Origin of the sequence: Serratia sp. CY52157 (genome assembly GCF_052168495.1) — a bacterium.
GTDB classification, from domain to species: Bacteria; Pseudomonadota; Gammaproteobacteria; order Enterobacterales; family Enterobacteriaceae; genus Serratia; species Serratia ureilytica.
Window position 1 is genome coordinate 1,559,331 of the sequence record NZ_JBJNMO010000001.1, and the last position, 15,377, is coordinate 1,574,707.

A 15,377-nucleotide genomic window follows, 5' to 3' on the forward strand; every position below is an offset into this window, starting at 1 on the left:
TCAATTTACGCCAAATTGCGCGCATGAAAGCGTTCGCGGTATTCGCTCGGGGTCAGTTGCAGTTTTCGCTCAAACACCCGCCGCAGGTTAAGGCCGTTGCCAAAGCCGGTGGCCAAGGCGATCTGTTCGATGCCTTGCGCACTCTGCTCCAGGCGCTGTCTGGCGGTATGCAACCGCCCTTCTTCGACGAATTTGGCGGGAGAAATGCCCGTCTCGCGGGTGAACACGCGGGTAAAGTTGCGCGGGCTCATCGCCACGCGTTCGGCCAACCGTTCAACGCTGAGATCGTCGGCGAGATTCTCCAGGATCCAGGACTGCAGGTCGCGGATCGGGCCCGGCGATTTGGCCTGGTTGAGCGGGTAGCGGCTGAACTGCGCCTGCCCGCCGGGGCGGCGCAGAAACATCACCAGATCCTGCGCCACTTCACGCGCCTGCACGAAGCCGTAGTCGTCCTCCACCAGCGCCAGCGTCAGGTCGAAGCCGGAGCTGACGCCGCCGGAGGTCCAAATCGGCCCGTCCTGCACGTAGATCGGGCCGTTTTCGACCTGCACCTGCGGGAAGCGCGCCTGCAGCGTTTCCGCCAGTCGCCAGTGGGTGGTCGCCCGCCGTCCATCCAGCAACCCGGCTTCGGCCAGCAACAGTGCGCCGCCGCAAACGGAGGCGATACGGCGCGTCTGCGGCGCCGCGCGGCGCAGCCAATCCGCCACCAGGGCGCCCTCTTCTTCGCTCGCCCCTTTGCCGGCGACGATCACGGTATCGCGCGGCAGGAACGGATCGAGATCCGCCAGGCGATGGTCGGCCAGCAGGCTCAGGCCTGACAGGCCGTGCACCACTCGGTGAGATTGCGTAGTGGCGACCGCGATCTGATACAGCGGCGTCTCGGCAGCACTCAGGCGATTAGCCTGCATCAGGATATCGGCGATGCCCGCCGCTTCGAACAGCATGCCCCCTTCAGGGACGATAATCAGGAATGTGTGCATGGCGATAATAGAGAGAACGGTCAAAACAGGTCAGGAAGCCACTGTATAAGAAAAGCGCCACCGGTTCACCCTGCGGGCATAAAAAAGCCCGCCGATAACCCCGACGGGCCTGGAAGGAATAGTCATTTAAATCTGTGGCAGAGTCACCCCGCCGGCGCGCGCCAATTGCGCCAGCAGCGCCGTTTGAAACGCCTCGTCGTGTACCGCCGCGTGAGGCTCGAACCGCTGCTGATGATGCCAATAGCCGCCGGACGCCAGGGCCTGAGGTTCATCGCTGCTCACCAGCCATGCCTGCGTCACATGCCCCAGCGCCAGATCGTCGGGCGCGTCCGCGCCGCCCATTTTGGTCGGCACCCAGCCGGGATCGACCGCGCTGCTGATGACGTCGGGCCACTGGCGCGCCACGGCGGCGGCCAGCGTGGTGACGAACAGCTTGCTGTCCGAATAAGAACCGGCAGCACCGCCAAGCCAGTCTACGCCATTCAGCTCCGCCACGCCGTCAAAGTGCATACTGCTGCTCAGGTAGACGATACGCTTGGGACGTTCGATCAGGGCCGTCAGCAGGTAAGGCGCTATGACGTTCACCGGCATCACCTGCGGCCCGGTAAACATACCGGCATTGTGGATCACCGCGTCCGGACGGCCGAGGCGATTGACCTGCTCGGCAAGCTGCCGAGTCTGCTGCACATCGGACAAATCGCCGATCGCCGCCTGTGCACCGCGATCCAGCAGATCGCGCACCGCGTCCAGACGGCCGGGTGCGCGCGCATGCAGAATCACCTGATGCCCTTCGTCCAACAGCGTTTGCGCGGCGGCGCGGCCCAGCCCGTCCACCGAACCGGTAATGAAAATGCGTGACATGCCACCCTCCGTTTAGCGCCAGCCGAGCGCCGGCGCGACATGGGTTAAAATCGATTCGATGACGTGCGCGTTGTATTCCACGCCCAGCTGATTAGGCACGGTCAGCAGCAACGTATCCGCTTCGGCGATGGCCTCGTCCTGCGCCAGCTGTTCGATCAGCGCGTCAGGTTCTGCGGCGTAACTGCGGCCAAAGATCGCCCGGGTTTGCGCATCGATATACCCCAGTTGGTCGCCTTCCTTACCACTGCCGCCGAAGTAGTTGCGATCCCGCTGATCCACCAGCGCGAAGATGCTGCGGCTGACGGAAACCCGCGGCTCGCGCGCATGGCCCGCCTCTTGCCAGGCCGCGCGATAGGCGCGGATCTGCTTGGCCTGCTGGATATGGAAGGGTTCGCCGGTTTCGTCGTTCTTGAGCGTCGAGCTTTGCAGGTTCATGCCCAGCTTCGCCGCCCAGACGGCGGTGGCGTTCGAACCGGCGCCCCACCAGATACGGTCGCGCAGCCCGGCGGAAAACGGCTCCGGCCGCAGCAGCCCGGGCGGATTCGGGAACATCGGCTGCGGATTGGGTTCGGCGAACCCTTCGCCGCGCAGCGCTTCCAGGAACACTTCGGTATGGCGGCGGGCCATGTCCGCGTCGGTTTCGCCGTCGGCCGGGGCATAGCCGAAATAGCGCCAGCCGTCGATGACCTGCTCCGGCGAGCCGCGGCTGATGCCAAGCTGCAGCCGCCCGCCGGCGATCAGATCCGCCGCGCCGGCGTCTTCCACCATGTACAGCGGATTTTCATAGCGCATGTCGATCACGCCGGTGCCGATCTCGATGCGTTGGGTTTTGGCGCCGATGGCGGCCAGCAGCGGGAACGGCGATCCCAACTGACGCGCGAAATGGTGCACGCGAAAATAGGCGCCGTCCGCGCCCAGATCTTCGGCGGCGACCGCCAGATCGATGGACTGCAGCAGCGCATCCGCCGCTGAACGGGTGCCGGACTGGGCGGAAGGCGTCCAGTGGCCAAACGAGAGAAAACCAATCTTTTTCATCGGGCATCATCCTCAAAGGCAAAACATGGGCCTACAGTGACAAAAATCGCGCGCTTTGCGCCAGCAAAATCGCCCCCGATCGCACTAAACGAACCGATTGCCGCCGCGCTGCCCGGCGATTGTAATCAAAAAACAAATGTCGTATAACAGGCAGCTCCGAGGGGTGTCCTGTTACGGGCTGAGATGGCGCAAGCCGAACCCTTTGAACCTGATCTGGGTCATGCCAGCGAAGGGACGGTTAGGCAACCGCGCGATCACCCGTTGCCTGTTCATACCTCAGCGTGCCCGGATCTCCACTGACTCAAGGAGGTCCCATGTCCATCACCACCCTGTTCGAAAGCGGTCTTTACGGCCGGCTGCGCCAACAGGCCGGCAGCCACTGGCAAAATTACGTCGAACACCCGTTTCTGCAGCAGTTGGCCGCCGGCACCTTGCCTGAACGCGCTTTTCGCCGTTACCTGACCCAAGACTACCTGTTCCTGCTGCACTTCGCCCGCGCCTACGCGCTGCTGGTCAGCAAGCTGCGCACCTTGCCGGAAATGCGCGCCGCCACCGCCTCGCTCAACGGCATCGTCGCCGAGCTGCCGCTGCACGTGGCCTACTGCGCCGAATGGGGGCTGAGCGAAGCGCAGATCGCCGCCCAGCCGGAGGCGGCGGAAACCATGAACTACACCCGCTACGTGCTGGACATCGGCCATGCCGGCGACGCCCTCGATCTGCTGGCCGGCCTGCTGCCCTGCGTGGCCGGTTATGCCGAAATCGGCCTGCGGCTGCTGCACGATCCCGCCACGCAAATGGAGGGCAATCCTTACGCCTCCTGGATCCGCAACTACGGCGACGAGGGCTATCTGGCCGGCGTGCGCGCCGCCATCGAACTGCTGGAAACCGTCGGCCACCAGCGCGGCGCACAAAGCCGCTTTACCGAGCTGGCGCAGATTTTCACCACCGCCACCCAGCTGGAAGCGGCATTTTGGCAAATGGGGCTGAACGCCTCATGACCTCCCCGCGCCTCCCGCCCGGCATCCAGGTGCGGGATCTCACTCTGCGCTTCGATCAACAGACGATCTTTGAGCGGCTGAGCTTCGATATCGCCGGCGGCAGCTTCGTCTCCCTGCTCGGCGCCAGCGGCGCCGGCAAAACCAGCCTGCTGAAGATCATCGCCGGGCTGGCGCAGGCCAGCTCGGGTACGGTGAGCGACAGCGACGGCCTGCCGATCGCCGGGCGCATCGCCTACATGGGGCAAAAAGACCTGCTCTATCCGTGGCTGAGCGTCGAAGACAATGTCGCCCTCGGCTCGCGGCTGCGCGGCGAAGCGCCGGATCGGGCATGGACCGCGCACCTGCTCGAGCGCGTAGGCCTGGCCGCGCATAGCCGCAGCCTGCCCGCCGCGCTGTCCGGCGGCATGCGCCAGCGCGCCGCCATCGCCCGCACGCTCTACGAACGCCAGCCAATCGTGCTGATGGACGAACCCTTTTCCGCGCTGGACGCCATTACCCGCGCCGAGATCCAGAGCCTGGCCGCCGAGCTGCTGGCGCAAAACACCGTGCTGCTGATCACCCACGATCCGATGGAGGCTTGCCGCCTGAGCCACCGGCTGCTGGTGCTGTCGCCCTGGCCGCTGGGCCTCGACGATACCCACCGCATCAGCGGGCAACCGCCGCGCGCGCCGGATGACGCCGACCTGCTGAAAAGCCAGGCCGAGCTGCTGCTGCAAATGGTGAGGGCGGCGCAATGAATATCGCCAAAGAGCGCGGCTTCACCCGCCTGCGGCGTGGGTTGACGGTCTTCATCGGCCTGCTGCTGCTGTGGTGGCTGGCGGCGCAAAGCGGCATTCCGGCCTTTCTGCTGCCCACGCCGGGCGCGGTGGCGCAGGCGCTGTGGGACGGACGCGGCTATCTCGCCTGGCACACGCTGGTCACGGCTTCGGAGATCGTCAGCGGGCTGGCGCTCGGCGTGCTGCTCGGCGCGGCGCTGGCGCTGTGCATGATCTTCTCGCCGCGCCTGCAGCGCTGGCTGATGCCGCTGGTGCTCACCAGCCAGGCGATACCGGTGTTCGCCCTGGCCCCATTGCTGGTGCTGTGGTTCGGCTTCGGCATGAGCGCCAAAGTGGCGATGGCGGTGCTGGTGATCTTCTTCCCGGTGGTGTCGGCCTTTTTCGACGGGCTGCGCCGGGTCAACAACGACTATCTCGATCTGGCGCGCACGATGCGCGCTTCGCGTTGGGCGCAGCTGCGGCACGTGCGGCTGATGGCGGCGCTGCCGGCCTTCGGCTCCGGCCTGCGCATGGCCGCCGCCGTCGCGCCGATCGGCGCCATCATCGGCGAATGGGTCGGCTCGGCCGAAGGGCTGGGCTACGTGATGCTGAACGCCAACGCGCGCATGCAGACCGACGTCTGCTTCGCCGCGCTGTTTATTTTGGTGCTGATGACCGTGCTGCTGTGGGCCGCGGTGGATGCGCTGCTGCGGCGCCTGATCGCCTGGGCGCCGGAAAACGACTGATGATTGCAACCATAACCAGGGATAAAGGAACGACCATGATCAAACAAACCGTTTGCGGGCTGCTGCTCGGCGCCGCCCTCACCGGCCAGGTCGGCGCGGCCGACAAGCTGACGCTGGTGCTCGACTGGTACATCAACCCCGATCACGCGCCGATTATGGTGGCCGAGCAGATCGGCGCCTTCAAGGCCGCAGGGCTGGACGTCAAGATCGTGCCGCCGTCCGATCCGGCGCTGCCGCCGCGGCTGGTGGCCGCCAAACAGGCCGACCTCGCCATCACCTATCAGCCGCAGCTGCATTTCTTCGCCGATCAGGGCCTGCCGCTGATGCGCGTCGGCACGCTGATCAACACGCCGCTGAATACGGTGATCGCGCTGGACAAAAACATCACGTCGCCGGCGGATCTCAAGGGCAAAACGGTGGGCTACTCGGTCAGCGGCATCGAACAGGCGACGCTGGCCACCATGGTCGAGCACGAGCACCTCAAGCCGCAGGACATCAAGCTCATCAACGTCAACTTCCAGCTGACCAGCGCCCTGCTGGCGGGCCAGGTCGATGCGGTGATCGGCGGCTATCGCAATATCGAAGCGCTGGAGCTGAAGCTGCAGGGCAAAAAGCCGGTGGTGTTCAACGTCGAAGACTACGGCGTGCCGGCCTACGACGAGCTGATTATCGTCGCCAACCGCGATGCGGTGAACGAGCCGAAAATCCGCAAATTCCTCGCCGCGCTGAAGCAAGGCAGCGACTACCTGCATGCACACCCGCAGGACACCTGGCTGGCGTTCGCCAAGGCGCACCCGGAGCTGAATACCGAGCTGAACAAACAGGCGTGGCAAGCCAGCCTGCCGCTGTTCGCGCGCGATCCGGCCAAGTTGGATCGGGCCCGCTATGAGGCTTACGAGCAATTCCTGTTCGACAACAAGCTGATCAAGAAAATCACCCCGGTAGACCAGTATGCGGTGGAGCTGAACTGATCACGCCGAGGCGGCCGGCGGCGCCACCGTCACCTCGCCCTGGCCGCTGCGCTGCAAGGCCGCCTTCACCAGCCCGTTGGCCTTGCAGCGTTCGATAAACGCGTTCACGTAGGCGGCGCCCTGCGTTTTTTGCCTCGGCACCGCCATCGCCTGGCGAATGGCGGTGAAATGCCCATCCAGCACTCGGTAGCCGGGATGGGCGGCCGCGGCGGCCAGCAGCGGTTGACGCACGCCGGCCGCCGCCTCCAGCCCGCGTTCGAAAAACAGCGCGATCGCCTCGGCGGAAGTAGCCGCTCGCACCAGCTGCGCCTGCTGCAGCGTGCGCGACAAAAACAGATCGTACGCGGCGCCCTGGCCGACCGCAATGCGCACCTCCGGCCTGTCGAGCTGCGCCACCTCAAAGTAAGGCGCGTCGTTCGCCACCAGGTAAGTCCCCTCAATGATCACGTAGGGTTCGCTGAAGGCAATTTGCGCCGCGCGCACCGGTTCGATGGCCATAAACGCCAGGTTCCAGGCGCCGCTGTCCAGGTCGGCGAACACCTTGCCGGCCGCGTCATAGGTCACCAGCTCCAGCGCCACGTCCAGTTCGCGAGCCAGCGCGGCGGCCAGCTCCACCGAAGCGCCTTGCGGTTTACCGCCGGGCCCGGCCTGCGCCAGCACCGGATTGCCGAGATTGATCGCCGCGCGCAACACGCCTTGCGGGGCCAGATCGTCGAGTACCGCTGCGGAAACCGTCTGCATACTTCCTCCTGAATGGCTGATGGACGCGCCGTCGTGGCGCTCATTAAGCGTAGAGCGAAACCTCCGACCAGCAAGATTTCGCCGCCGCGGCCGCCGCCGACGTGATTAACGTCACACTATTGTCATAAAAATGTACAATAGCCGCCGACCGTCGGCCGGAGCGGGACATCGCGCGTTGTTCCGCCGCCGACAATAGGCTATACCCTTCACTTTTCGCGCCGCGGCACGGTCGGCGGCGCAGACCAGGGCAGCAACGTTTTTTTCCAATCAGACAAGGTTTGGCGGATGGTTCTCGCAGTCGTTTCGTTTGTTCTTTTTTTGGCGTCGATTTTGATTTATCGCACCCGGGCCGCCGCCAACCGCTGGTGGTTCGCCATTCTGCTGACGCTGCTCGGCAGCTATCTGGTGCTGAACGTCATTCTGATCGCCAGCAACTACTTCACCGGCGACGGCATCACCGATGCGGTGATCTACACCGTCACCAGCAGCCTCAAAGGCGCGGGCATCAGCAAATACGTGCTGCCGTTCATCGGCCTGCTGGCGGCGCTGGGGCTTATCTTCGCGGTGCTGGCCCGCAGCCTGCTGCGCCGCAAGGCCAAAGGCAGCAGCGTGGCCTACAGCCTCGTCGCCGTGCTGCTGGCGCTGTTCTCGGTCGGCACCACCCCGGCGTTTCAGGACATCTCGCTGCTGGTCAAGAGCCAGATCGTCGGCGATACCGCCGATTTCACCACCTACTACAAGGCGCCGAAAAAGACCGTGCAGGGCAAACGGCCGAACCTGGTGTACATCTATGCCGAGAGCCTGGAGCGCACCTACTTCGATACCGAGCTGTTTCCCGGCCTGGCCGACGAGCTGAACGCCCTGCGCGCAGACAGCATCGATTTCAGCAACACCCAGCAGCTGCCGGGCACCGGTTACACCATCGCCGGCATGGTCGCCTCACAGTGCGGCATTCCGCTGTTCGCACCCTTCGACGGCAACGCCTCCAGCGCGGTCTCCACCTTCTACCCGGAGAACGTCTGCCTGGGCGACGTGCTGAAGGCCGCCGGCTACAGCAACTTTTTCTATCAGGGCGCCGAGCTGGCGTTCGCCGGTAAAGACACCTTCCTGAAATCCCACGGCTTCGACCACGTTTACGGTTTCAAAGAGCTGCGCGAACAGGTCGCCGATCCGAGCTACAAAAACGACTGGGGCTGGTACGACGACAGTGTGCTGGACGTGGTGTACGGCAAGTTCGTCGAGCTGTCCAAACAGCGCCAGCCGTTCTCGCTGTTTACCCTGACCGTCGATACCCATCACCCGGACGGTTTTATCTCCGCCGGCTGCAGCAAGAAAAGCTACGCCTGGCAGAACAAGGAAAACCGCTCGCTGAGCGCGGTAGCCTGCAGCCAGCAACACATCGCCGCGCTGATCGACAAAATCAAACGCTCGCCCTATTTCAGCAACACCGTGATCGTGGTGTCCTCCGATCATCTGGCGATGAACAACACCGCCTACGACATCCTGACCAAACAGAAGCGCCGCAACCTGTTCTTTATCATCGACGGCACCCGGCCGCAGGCGGAGCAGCGCAACGAGAAACGCAGCACGCTGGATAACGGCGCCACGGTGCTGGACGTGATGGGCGGTGACAACTATATCGGCCTCGGCCGCAGCAGCCTGTCGGCGCCGTCGCTGTCTACGGTGTTCCTGAATATCGAAGAGAAAATCAACGGCTGGAAACCGGCGGTGATCAATCAGTGGGGCCTGCCGAACCACATCAGCGACTACAGCGTGGACACGCGCCAGCGCAGCTTCAGCTTCTCCGGCGTCACCTACAAGGTGCCGTTCATTCTGCGGGTGGGCGACAACCGCATCGAACCGATGTTCAACGTCTACCTCTCCACCCCGCTGCGCAAGCAGCTGGCCGGGCTGGGGGCGGGGGAGAAATTCGTCTGGGTCGATAAATGCTACGAGATCGGCCGGGTCTGGGCGCCGCAGCTGGCGCTGAGCACCGACATCTGCGTGGCCGCCGGCACCCTGGCCTCGCCGCCGCAGATCGTGCAGGCCAGCGGCGAGCGCTTCCGCGGCAAGGTGAACTTTACCGGCCCGGCGGCGGACAGCGTCGCCGATTACCAAAACGCCGTCGCCCGCCTGCAGGTGGACGACGCGGCGATGAAGTACCGGGCGGACGCCATCGAGTTCATGCTGCCCGGCATGCCGGAACAGGTGAAAGCCATTACCGGCGTCTCCGCCGTCGAGGAGTGGGGCCGCTGGTCCGACGCCAACCTGGCGCCGGCGGTCGACATCGATTATGTCGATCCGCTGCCGAAAACCTTCGATCTGGTGCTGCGCGCCCGCGCCTACGGCAACAACGTCGGCGAACCGATTTCGGTGCGCGTCGGCGACGAAGAGCGCTTCGTGTCGCTCGGCGAGCAGGACAGCACCGTCACCCTGCGTTTCGACAACCCGCGTGGCGCGCAGAAGATCAGCATTACCCCGCCGGCACCGACCGAGCCGAAAGAGAGCGCCAGCGGCGGCTTCACGCCGAAGAAGCTGGGCATCGGCCTGGTATCGCTGAAGGTCGAAGCGGCCGCTCCCGCCTCCTGATTCCCCCGCCTTCACGGGCGCGGTAATTTCTTTGCCGCGCCCGTCATTTCGACCAAGCTTTTACGCCCTGCTTCGGCTAACCTGTGACGGTGAAACGCCGCCAATCCCGCCCCAGAGCCGGGACATCGAAGGAGAAAGTATGAGCTATGCCCCACCTCGCAGCGGCCTCAGCGCCGATCAGGCACTCGATCAACTGGAAGCCTTGTATGACGCCGCGGTAGACGCGCTGCGGCAGGCGGTCAGTGACTTTATCAGCCACGGCACCCTGCCGGACCCGCAGGCGCGCGCCGCAGGGCTGTTCGTGTATCCCGAGCTGCGCGTCAGCTGGGACGGGCAGCAGTCCGGCCCGAACAAAACCCGCGCCTTCGGCCGCTTTACCCATCCCGGCAGCTACAGCACCACCGTGACCCGGCCGCAGCTGTTCCGCCACTATCTGGCCGAACAGCTGGCGATGCTGGAACACGACTACGCCGCCCATATCGAAGTGGCGCCGTCGCAGCAGGAGATCCCGTTCCCTTATGTGATCGACGGCTCCAGCCTGGCGCTCGATCGCTCAATGAGCGCCGGTATCGCGCAGCATTTCCCCACCACCGAGCTGGCACAGATCGGTGACGAGACCGCCGACGGCCTGTATCACACCACCGACAACCATTTCCCGCTGTCGCATTTCGATGCGCTGCGCGCGGATTTCTCGCTGGCGCGTCTGCGGCACTACACCGGCACCCCGGTGGAGCATTTCCAGCCGTTCGTGCTGTTCACCAACTACACCCGCTATGTGGACGAGTTCGTGCGCTGGGCCTGCGCGCAGATCGCCGATCCGGCCAGCCCGTACATCGCGCTCTCCAGCGCCGGCGGTACCTACATCACGCCGGAAACCAGCGCGCCCGAACAGGCGGTGTCCGATCTGGCGTGGAAAAACCACCAGATGCCGGCCTATCACCTGATCTCGCGCACCGGCCAAGGGATCACGCTGATCAACATCGGCGTCGGCCCGTCCAACGCCAAAACCATTTGCGATCATCTGGCGGTGCTGCGCCCGAGCGCCTGGCTGATGATCGGCCACTGCGGCGGCCTGCGCGAAAGCCAGAAGATCGGCGATTACGTGCTGGCCCACGCCTATCTGCGCGACGATCACGTGCTGGATGCGGTGCTGCCGCCGGATATCCCGATCCCGAGCATCGCCGAGGTGCAGCGCGCCCTGTACGACGCCACCAAGATGGTCAGCGGCATGCCCGGTGAAGAGGTCAAACAGCGTTTGCGCACCGGCACGGTGGTCACCACCGACGATCGCAACTGGGAGCTGCGTTACTCCGCTTCGGCGCGCCGCTTCAACCTCAGCCGCGCGGTGGCGGTCGACATGGAGAGCGCCACCATCGCCGCTCAGGGTTACCGCTTCCGGGTGCCGTACGGCACGCTGCTGTGCGTCTCCGACAAACCGCTGCACGGTGAAATAAAACTGCCGGGCCAGGCCAACCGCTTCTATGAAGGGGCAATCTCCGAGCACCTGCAGATCGGCATCTGCGCCATCGATCTGTTGCGCGCCGAGGGCGATCGCCTGCACTCGCGCAAGCTGCGCACCTTCAACGAACCGCCGTTCCGATAACGGTGCTCAGGCCCGCTGCGGCGGGCCGTTTTTTCCTCAACGCACCAGCGCCAGCGCGCGCTTCTCCTGGCTGCGGCCACCGGCGATCGACAGCAGCAGGTCTTTCACCAGCAGCGCCGGGGCGGACAGCGACTGTTGGCCCGACATGCACAGCGACAGCGGCACCGACATCGTCGGCGCATTGATGCGCGCCATCCAGGCCTTGGCCGGGCCGATCATCGCGCGCGCCACCGACTCCGGCAATACGGTCGCCCCCAACCCGCCGGCGATCGCGGCGCTCAGCGCGCCCGAGGATTCAATCTCCCCCACCACGTTGACAGCCAGCTTGCGCAGCGCCATCGCCTCCTCCAGTTGGTTGCGCACCGCATCCCCCTCGCGCGGCAGGAACAGGTTCAGCCGCGCCACGTCCAGCAGCTCGACGCTGTTGCCGGGATGCGGCACCGCGCGCGTCGCCACCAGATAGAGATCCTCTCGCATCAGCGCGACGGTGTGCAGACCGGCGGGCATTTTGGCGCCGTAGACCATCGCCATGTCCAGCGTCTGGTTGGCCACCTGTCCGGCCAGCGCCGCGCCGCTGTTTTCATGCAGGCTGAGCAAAATGCCCGGCTGCTGATCGCGCAGGGTTTGCAGCAGCGGCAGCGCCAGCTGCGCTGCGGTGCTCCCCGACGCCAACCCGAGAGACACCTGGCCGCTCATCGCCTGCCCGGCGCTGTTGACCGCGCTCTGCGCCTGCTCGCACTGGCGCAAAATGGTTTGCGCGTGGGCATACAGAATGTTGCCGGCCTCGGTCGGCTGCACCCCGCGCTTGGTGCGGATCAGCAGCTGTTGCTTCAGCTCCCCCTCCAGCGTCGCCAACTGCTGGCTGAGCGCCGGCTGGGCGATATGCAACACCTCCGCCGCCTGGGTCAGGCTGCCGACATCGACGATTTTCACGAAGTACTTCAGACGTCTGAGATTCATAGTGCCTCCAGCGAGCCGCTAAATTGAGAATGCCGAAATCCGGTCATGCAACCGCAGCAAGATCCAGGCCAGAGTCGTCAAAAGGCCAAAAACGGCGGCAAATGGCCGATTATCGGGCGAGGCGCGCCACAACGCAGGGCACGCGTTGCACCACCGGCAGGCAACGGCGCCGCCTCAGCGGGCAATCCGGCGGCGCTGCGCGTGAGATAAGCGATAAAAGCGAGAAAAAGCAGCAGGTTGGGCAATCTTACAGCAAACGCGCGCGCCGGGCGTTTTCGCGCTTTACAAGCCGCAACCGCCCCGCTATTATTCGCCCCGTTCACACGATTCCTCTGTAGTTCAGTCGGTAGAACGGCGGACTGTTAATCCGTATGTCACTGGTTCGAGTCCAGTCAGAGGAGCCATATTTAGAGAAGCCCGCTCAGGGAAACCCGAGCGGGCTTTTTGCCTTTCAGCCGCCGTCAAAAGCTGCGCTTCGCCACCAGATAGGCGCCCGCCACCAGCAACAAGGCGCCGAACAGCGCCGGCAGATTCTCGCGCAGCGCCGCCGGGCCGGCGCGGTAGACGTCCACCAACAGCCCCATGCACAGCTGGCTGGCGACCAGGATCGAGATGGTGGCCGCCGCGCCCAGTTTTTGGTAGCCCAGGATGCCGGCGAACACGAACAGCGATCCCAGCAGCCCTGGCAACAGCATCCACCATTTGGCGGCGCCGGTCACTTCCGCCACCGCGCCGAGGCCATTTTTGGCCAGCAGCAACCCCACCAGCAGCAGCAAACCGACGCTGGAGTTGATCACCAGCGTAATGAGGATGGTCGAGACGCTTTCGGTGATGCGCACCATCAGCAGATTCTGCACCACCAGCCCCATCCCGGCCGCGATCAGCAGTAACAGCATATTCATCGCCCTGTCTCCCGGGATCAGCGCGCGGGCGGCGTCGCCCGTTCGTCGAGCCTCAGTTGCAGGAACGTCAGATCCAGCCATTGGCCGAATTTAGCGCCCACCTGTTCCATGCGCCCCACGTCGCGGAAACCCAGCGCCAGATGCAGCTTAATCGAGGCCCGATTGCCGGATTCGATGCCGGCCACCATCACATGTTTGCCGATTTCCCGCGCCCGTGCGATCAGCGCCAGCAGCAGCGCCTTGCCAATCCCTGCGCCGCGATGCGCCTGATGGACATACACCGAATGTTCCACGGTGTGGCGATAGCCGTCCCAGGCGCGCCAGTCGCCGAACGACGCGTAGCCGATCGCTTCGTCCTCGGCGTTCACCGCCACCAGCACCGGGTAACCCGCCGCCTGCCGTTCGCCGATCCACGCCGCGCGATTGGCCGCATCCACGGTTTGTTCATTCCAGATGGCGGTGCTGTTCAACACCGCGTCGTTATAGATAGCGGCAATCGCCGCGCTATCGTTGAACGTCGCATTTCGTATAATCATGGTTTACCCCGGCCAATTGTCCACTATAATACTACGATATGAATATTAAATTAGACAATCTAAATCAGCTGATCGGCGCACGCATTCGCATTGAACGCGAGGCGCGCCACTGGTCGCTGTCCGATTTGGCCGAACGGGCGGGCGTCTCACGGGCGATGGTTCATAAGATCGAGCGCGGCGAGAGCAGCCCGACGGCGATGCTGTTGGGCAGACTGGCGGGCGCGTTCGGCCTCAGCATGTCCAAGCTGATCGCCCGAGCGGAAACGCAGGAAGGCCGGCTGCTGCGCCGGGAAGATCAACCGGTCTGGGTCGATCCCGAGAGCGGTTACGTGCGGCGCCACGTGTCGCCCCGCACCGATTTGCCGCTCGATCTGGTGCGCATCGAACTGCCGGCCGGCGCGGCTATCCCGATGCCGGCTTCGGTGTACGCGTTCAAACGTCAGCTGATCTGGGTCTTATCCGGCGCACTGGTCTTTATCGAGGGTGACGCGCGCCATGAGATGGCCGAGGGAGACTGCCTTGAGCTCGGCCCGCCGGCGGACTGCCGATTTGAAAATCAGAGCGACCAACCGTGCGTGTATATGGTGGCGGTGCTGAGCGCCGCCTGACGGCCGTCTGTCCTAACCCTGCGCCGGGCGGTTATAGCCGGCGCGGAAAAACTTCTCCGCCAACCGGCTGTCGCCGCCGGAGAAGAACTCGCTCATCGGCTCGCTGCCAAGCCCATAGGCGCGGCTGAGCTGCCCGGCCTCGAACGCCGCCCGGTTCTCGTCGCCGCAGCGCTGCGCCAAATGGTGCGCATAGCCGAGCACGAAACCGCGCTTGTAGTCGGAGCAAAAGCGCGACAGCTCCGCCTCCGGTTTCAGGTTGTCCGCTTTTAATCCCGCCAACAGCCCTTTGCCAAAATGATCCCCCATCGGTTCCTCCTTATCACGCAATCGCTATATAACAAAATATACAGCGAATAGGCGAACGCGAACATACTCCCAAAGTTTTACTCGCAGCATAAAAAAGGCCCGCCAAGCGGGCCTCGGCGAGAACGCGCGATCACAGCGTGAAATTCAGCCCTTCGCTGACGGTGTTGCCCAGCGGCAGGCGGCCCGACGGCGCCTCTTTTTCCTGCAGGAAATCCGGCAGGCGGGATTTGTCGCCCGGTTTGCCGATCGCCACCATGGCGTGCACCGCATAGTCGTCCGGCAGCTGCAGCGCCGCTTTGATCTTGTCGTGGTGAATGCCGCTCATGCAGTGGGTCAGCCAGCCTTTCAGGTGCGCCTGATGCGCCAGGTTGGCCCAGGCGGCGCCGGTGTCGAACGCGTGGGTCGGGTTGTCCACCAGCCGCTCGCCGTTCAGGCTGGTGGTTTTGGAGACGATCACCACCAGCGCCGAGGCGTGTTGCGCCCAGCCGCGGTTGAAGTCGATCAGGAACTCCAGGTAGTTCTCCCAGCTGTCGGAGCCATGCTTGCTGTAGGCAAAACGCCACGGCTGAATGTTGTAGGCCGAAGGCGACCAGCGCGCCGCTTCAAAGAAGCTCAGCAGCGTTTGATCGTCGATGGCGTCGTTGGTCATCGCGCGCGGCGACCAGCGCTCGATAAATTGCGCGTCAATCGGGTAATCGGAGATTCTTGGCTGGCTCATGATAGGTTCTCGCAGTGAAGTAAAAACAAAAGTTCGCTGATATTCCCACAGCTTAGGACGGTAAAACT

At 64.3% G+C, this 15,377-nt stretch carries 16 protein-coding genes, 1 tRNA gene and 1 riboswitch; of the genes, 8 read left to right on the plus strand and 9 right to left on the minus strand.

What is annotated here, in order from left to right; genetic code table 11:
- Positions 1-5: 5 nt before the first annotated feature.
- The 3 genes from ACJ8IP_RS07415 to ACJ8IP_RS07425 form a co-directional block, all read right to left on the minus strand.
- Positions 6-980: a GlxA family transcriptional regulator gene (locus ACJ8IP_RS07415; protein ID WP_033651909.1), complete on the minus strand. Its 975-nt coding sequence runs from the start codon at positions 978-980 to the stop codon at positions 6-8.
- Between the two features lie 126 nt (positions 981-1,106).
- Positions 1,107-1,841 (minus strand): SDR family NAD(P)-dependent oxidoreductase, encoded by a 735-nt coding sequence (locus ACJ8IP_RS07420; RefSeq protein ID WP_442524351.1) that lies wholly within the window; start codon positions 1,839-1,841, stop codon positions 1,107-1,109.
- A 12-nt stretch (positions 1,842-1,853) separates the two neighbouring features.
- The gene (locus tag ACJ8IP_RS07425) at positions 1,854-2,876 is read right to left on the minus strand and encodes an LLM class flavin-dependent oxidoreductase (protein WP_047025387.1); all 1,023 of its coding nucleotides are present in this window, start codon (positions 2,874-2,876) and stop codon (positions 1,854-1,856) included.
- Positions 2,877-3,025: 149 nt separating this feature from the next.
- Positions 3,026-3,128, plus strand: a riboswitch (TPP riboswitch).
- Between the two features lie 62 nt (positions 3,129-3,190).
- Between ACJ8IP_RS07425 and ACJ8IP_RS07430 the strand changes: the two genes are divergently transcribed.
- The 4 genes from ACJ8IP_RS07430 to ACJ8IP_RS07445 are packed head-to-tail and all read left to right on the plus strand — an operon-like array spanning position 3,191 to position 6,346.
- Positions 3,191-3,874, plus strand: a complete 684-nt coding sequence (locus ACJ8IP_RS07430; protein ID WP_033643679.1) for a TenA family protein — start codon at positions 3,191-3,193, stop codon at positions 3,872-3,874.
- Positions 3,871-4,611: an ABC transporter ATP-binding protein gene (locus tag ACJ8IP_RS07435; protein WP_182074615.1), complete on the plus strand. Its 741-nt coding sequence runs from the start codon at positions 3,871-3,873 to the stop codon at positions 4,609-4,611. The genes ACJ8IP_RS07430 and ACJ8IP_RS07435 overlap by 4 nt, the downstream gene beginning before the upstream one ends.
- Positions 4,608-5,375: an ABC transporter permease gene (locus ACJ8IP_RS07440; protein ID WP_042784966.1), complete on the plus strand. Its 768-nt coding sequence runs from the start codon at positions 4,608-4,610 to the stop codon at positions 5,373-5,375. The genes ACJ8IP_RS07435 and ACJ8IP_RS07440 overlap by 4 nt, the downstream gene beginning before the upstream one ends.
- Before the next feature lie 35 nt (positions 5,376-5,410).
- Complete coding sequence (locus ACJ8IP_RS07445; RefSeq protein WP_042784967.1) at positions 5,411-6,346, plus strand: ABC transporter substrate-binding protein; 936 nt, start codon at positions 5,411-5,413, stop codon at positions 6,344-6,346.
- Here ACJ8IP_RS07445 and ACJ8IP_RS07450 read toward each other — a convergent pair whose 3' ends face one another.
- The gene (locus ACJ8IP_RS07450; protein ID WP_108681408.1) at positions 6,347-7,087 is read right to left on the minus strand and encodes a transporter substrate-binding domain-containing protein; all 741 of its coding nucleotides are present in this window, start codon (positions 7,085-7,087) and stop codon (positions 6,347-6,349) included.
- 285 nt (positions 7,088-7,372) lie between these two features.
- Between ACJ8IP_RS07450 and opgB the strand changes: the two genes are divergently transcribed.
- Positions 7,373-9,676 carry a phosphatidylglycerol--membrane-oligosaccharide glycerophosphotransferase gene (gene opgB, locus ACJ8IP_RS07455; protein WP_108681410.1) on the plus strand — a complete coding sequence of 768 codons (2,304 nt, stop codon included), beginning with the start codon at positions 7,373-7,375 and terminating at the stop codon, positions 9,674-9,676.
- Positions 9,677-9,815: 139 nt separating this feature from the next.
- A complete protein-coding gene (locus ACJ8IP_RS07460) occupies positions 9,816-11,279 on the plus strand; it encodes an AMP nucleosidase (RefSeq protein ID WP_033643685.1) in 1,464 nt (487 codons plus the stop codon).
- A gap of 36 nt (positions 11,280-11,315) precedes the next feature.
- Here the strand turns inward: ACJ8IP_RS07460 and nac are convergent, their stop codons facing one another.
- Complete coding sequence (gene nac / locus ACJ8IP_RS07465; RefSeq protein ID WP_033643686.1) at positions 11,316-12,239, minus strand: nitrogen assimilation transcriptional regulator NAC; 924 nt, start codon at positions 12,237-12,239, stop codon at positions 11,316-11,318.
- Positions 12,240-12,567: 328 nt separating this feature from the next.
- Here nac and ACJ8IP_RS07470 point away from each other — a divergent pair.
- A tRNA-Asn gene (locus ACJ8IP_RS07470) sits at positions 12,568-12,643 on the plus strand.
- 57 nt (positions 12,644-12,700) lie between these two features.
- On the opposite strand, the gene ACJ8IP_RS07475 is transcribed toward ACJ8IP_RS07470, so the two are convergent.
- Together ACJ8IP_RS07475 and ACJ8IP_RS07480 are read right to left on the minus strand one after the other, a co-directional pair.
- Positions 12,701-13,141, minus strand: coding sequence for a DMT family transporter (locus ACJ8IP_RS07475; protein WP_033651828.1), 441 nt, complete (start codon positions 13,139-13,141; stop codon positions 12,701-12,703).
- A 17-nt stretch (positions 13,142-13,158) separates the two neighbouring features.
- Entirely contained in the window at positions 13,159-13,677 is a 519-nt protein-coding gene (locus tag ACJ8IP_RS07480; protein ID WP_033651829.1) for a GNAT family N-acetyltransferase, read from the minus strand.
- A 38-nt stretch (positions 13,678-13,715) separates the two neighbouring features.
- On the opposite strand from ACJ8IP_RS07480, the gene ACJ8IP_RS07485 reads away from it, so the two are divergent.
- A complete protein-coding gene (locus tag ACJ8IP_RS07485; protein ID WP_033643689.1) occupies positions 13,716-14,285 on the plus strand; it encodes a helix-turn-helix domain-containing protein in 570 nt (189 codons plus the stop codon).
- A gap of 12 nt (positions 14,286-14,297) precedes the next feature.
- Here the strand turns inward: ACJ8IP_RS07485 and ACJ8IP_RS07490 are convergent, their stop codons facing one another.
- A complete protein-coding gene (locus ACJ8IP_RS07490) occupies positions 14,298-14,591 on the minus strand; it encodes a DUF2623 family protein (RefSeq protein ID WP_033643690.1) in 294 nt (97 codons plus the stop codon).
- A gap of 130 nt (positions 14,592-14,721) precedes the next feature.
- Positions 14,722-15,309 carry a nitroreductase family protein gene (locus ACJ8IP_RS07495; protein WP_033643691.1) on the minus strand — a complete coding sequence of 196 codons (588 nt, stop codon included), beginning with the start codon at positions 15,307-15,309 and terminating at the stop codon, positions 14,722-14,724.
- Between the last annotated feature and the right edge of the window lie 68 nt (positions 15,310-15,377).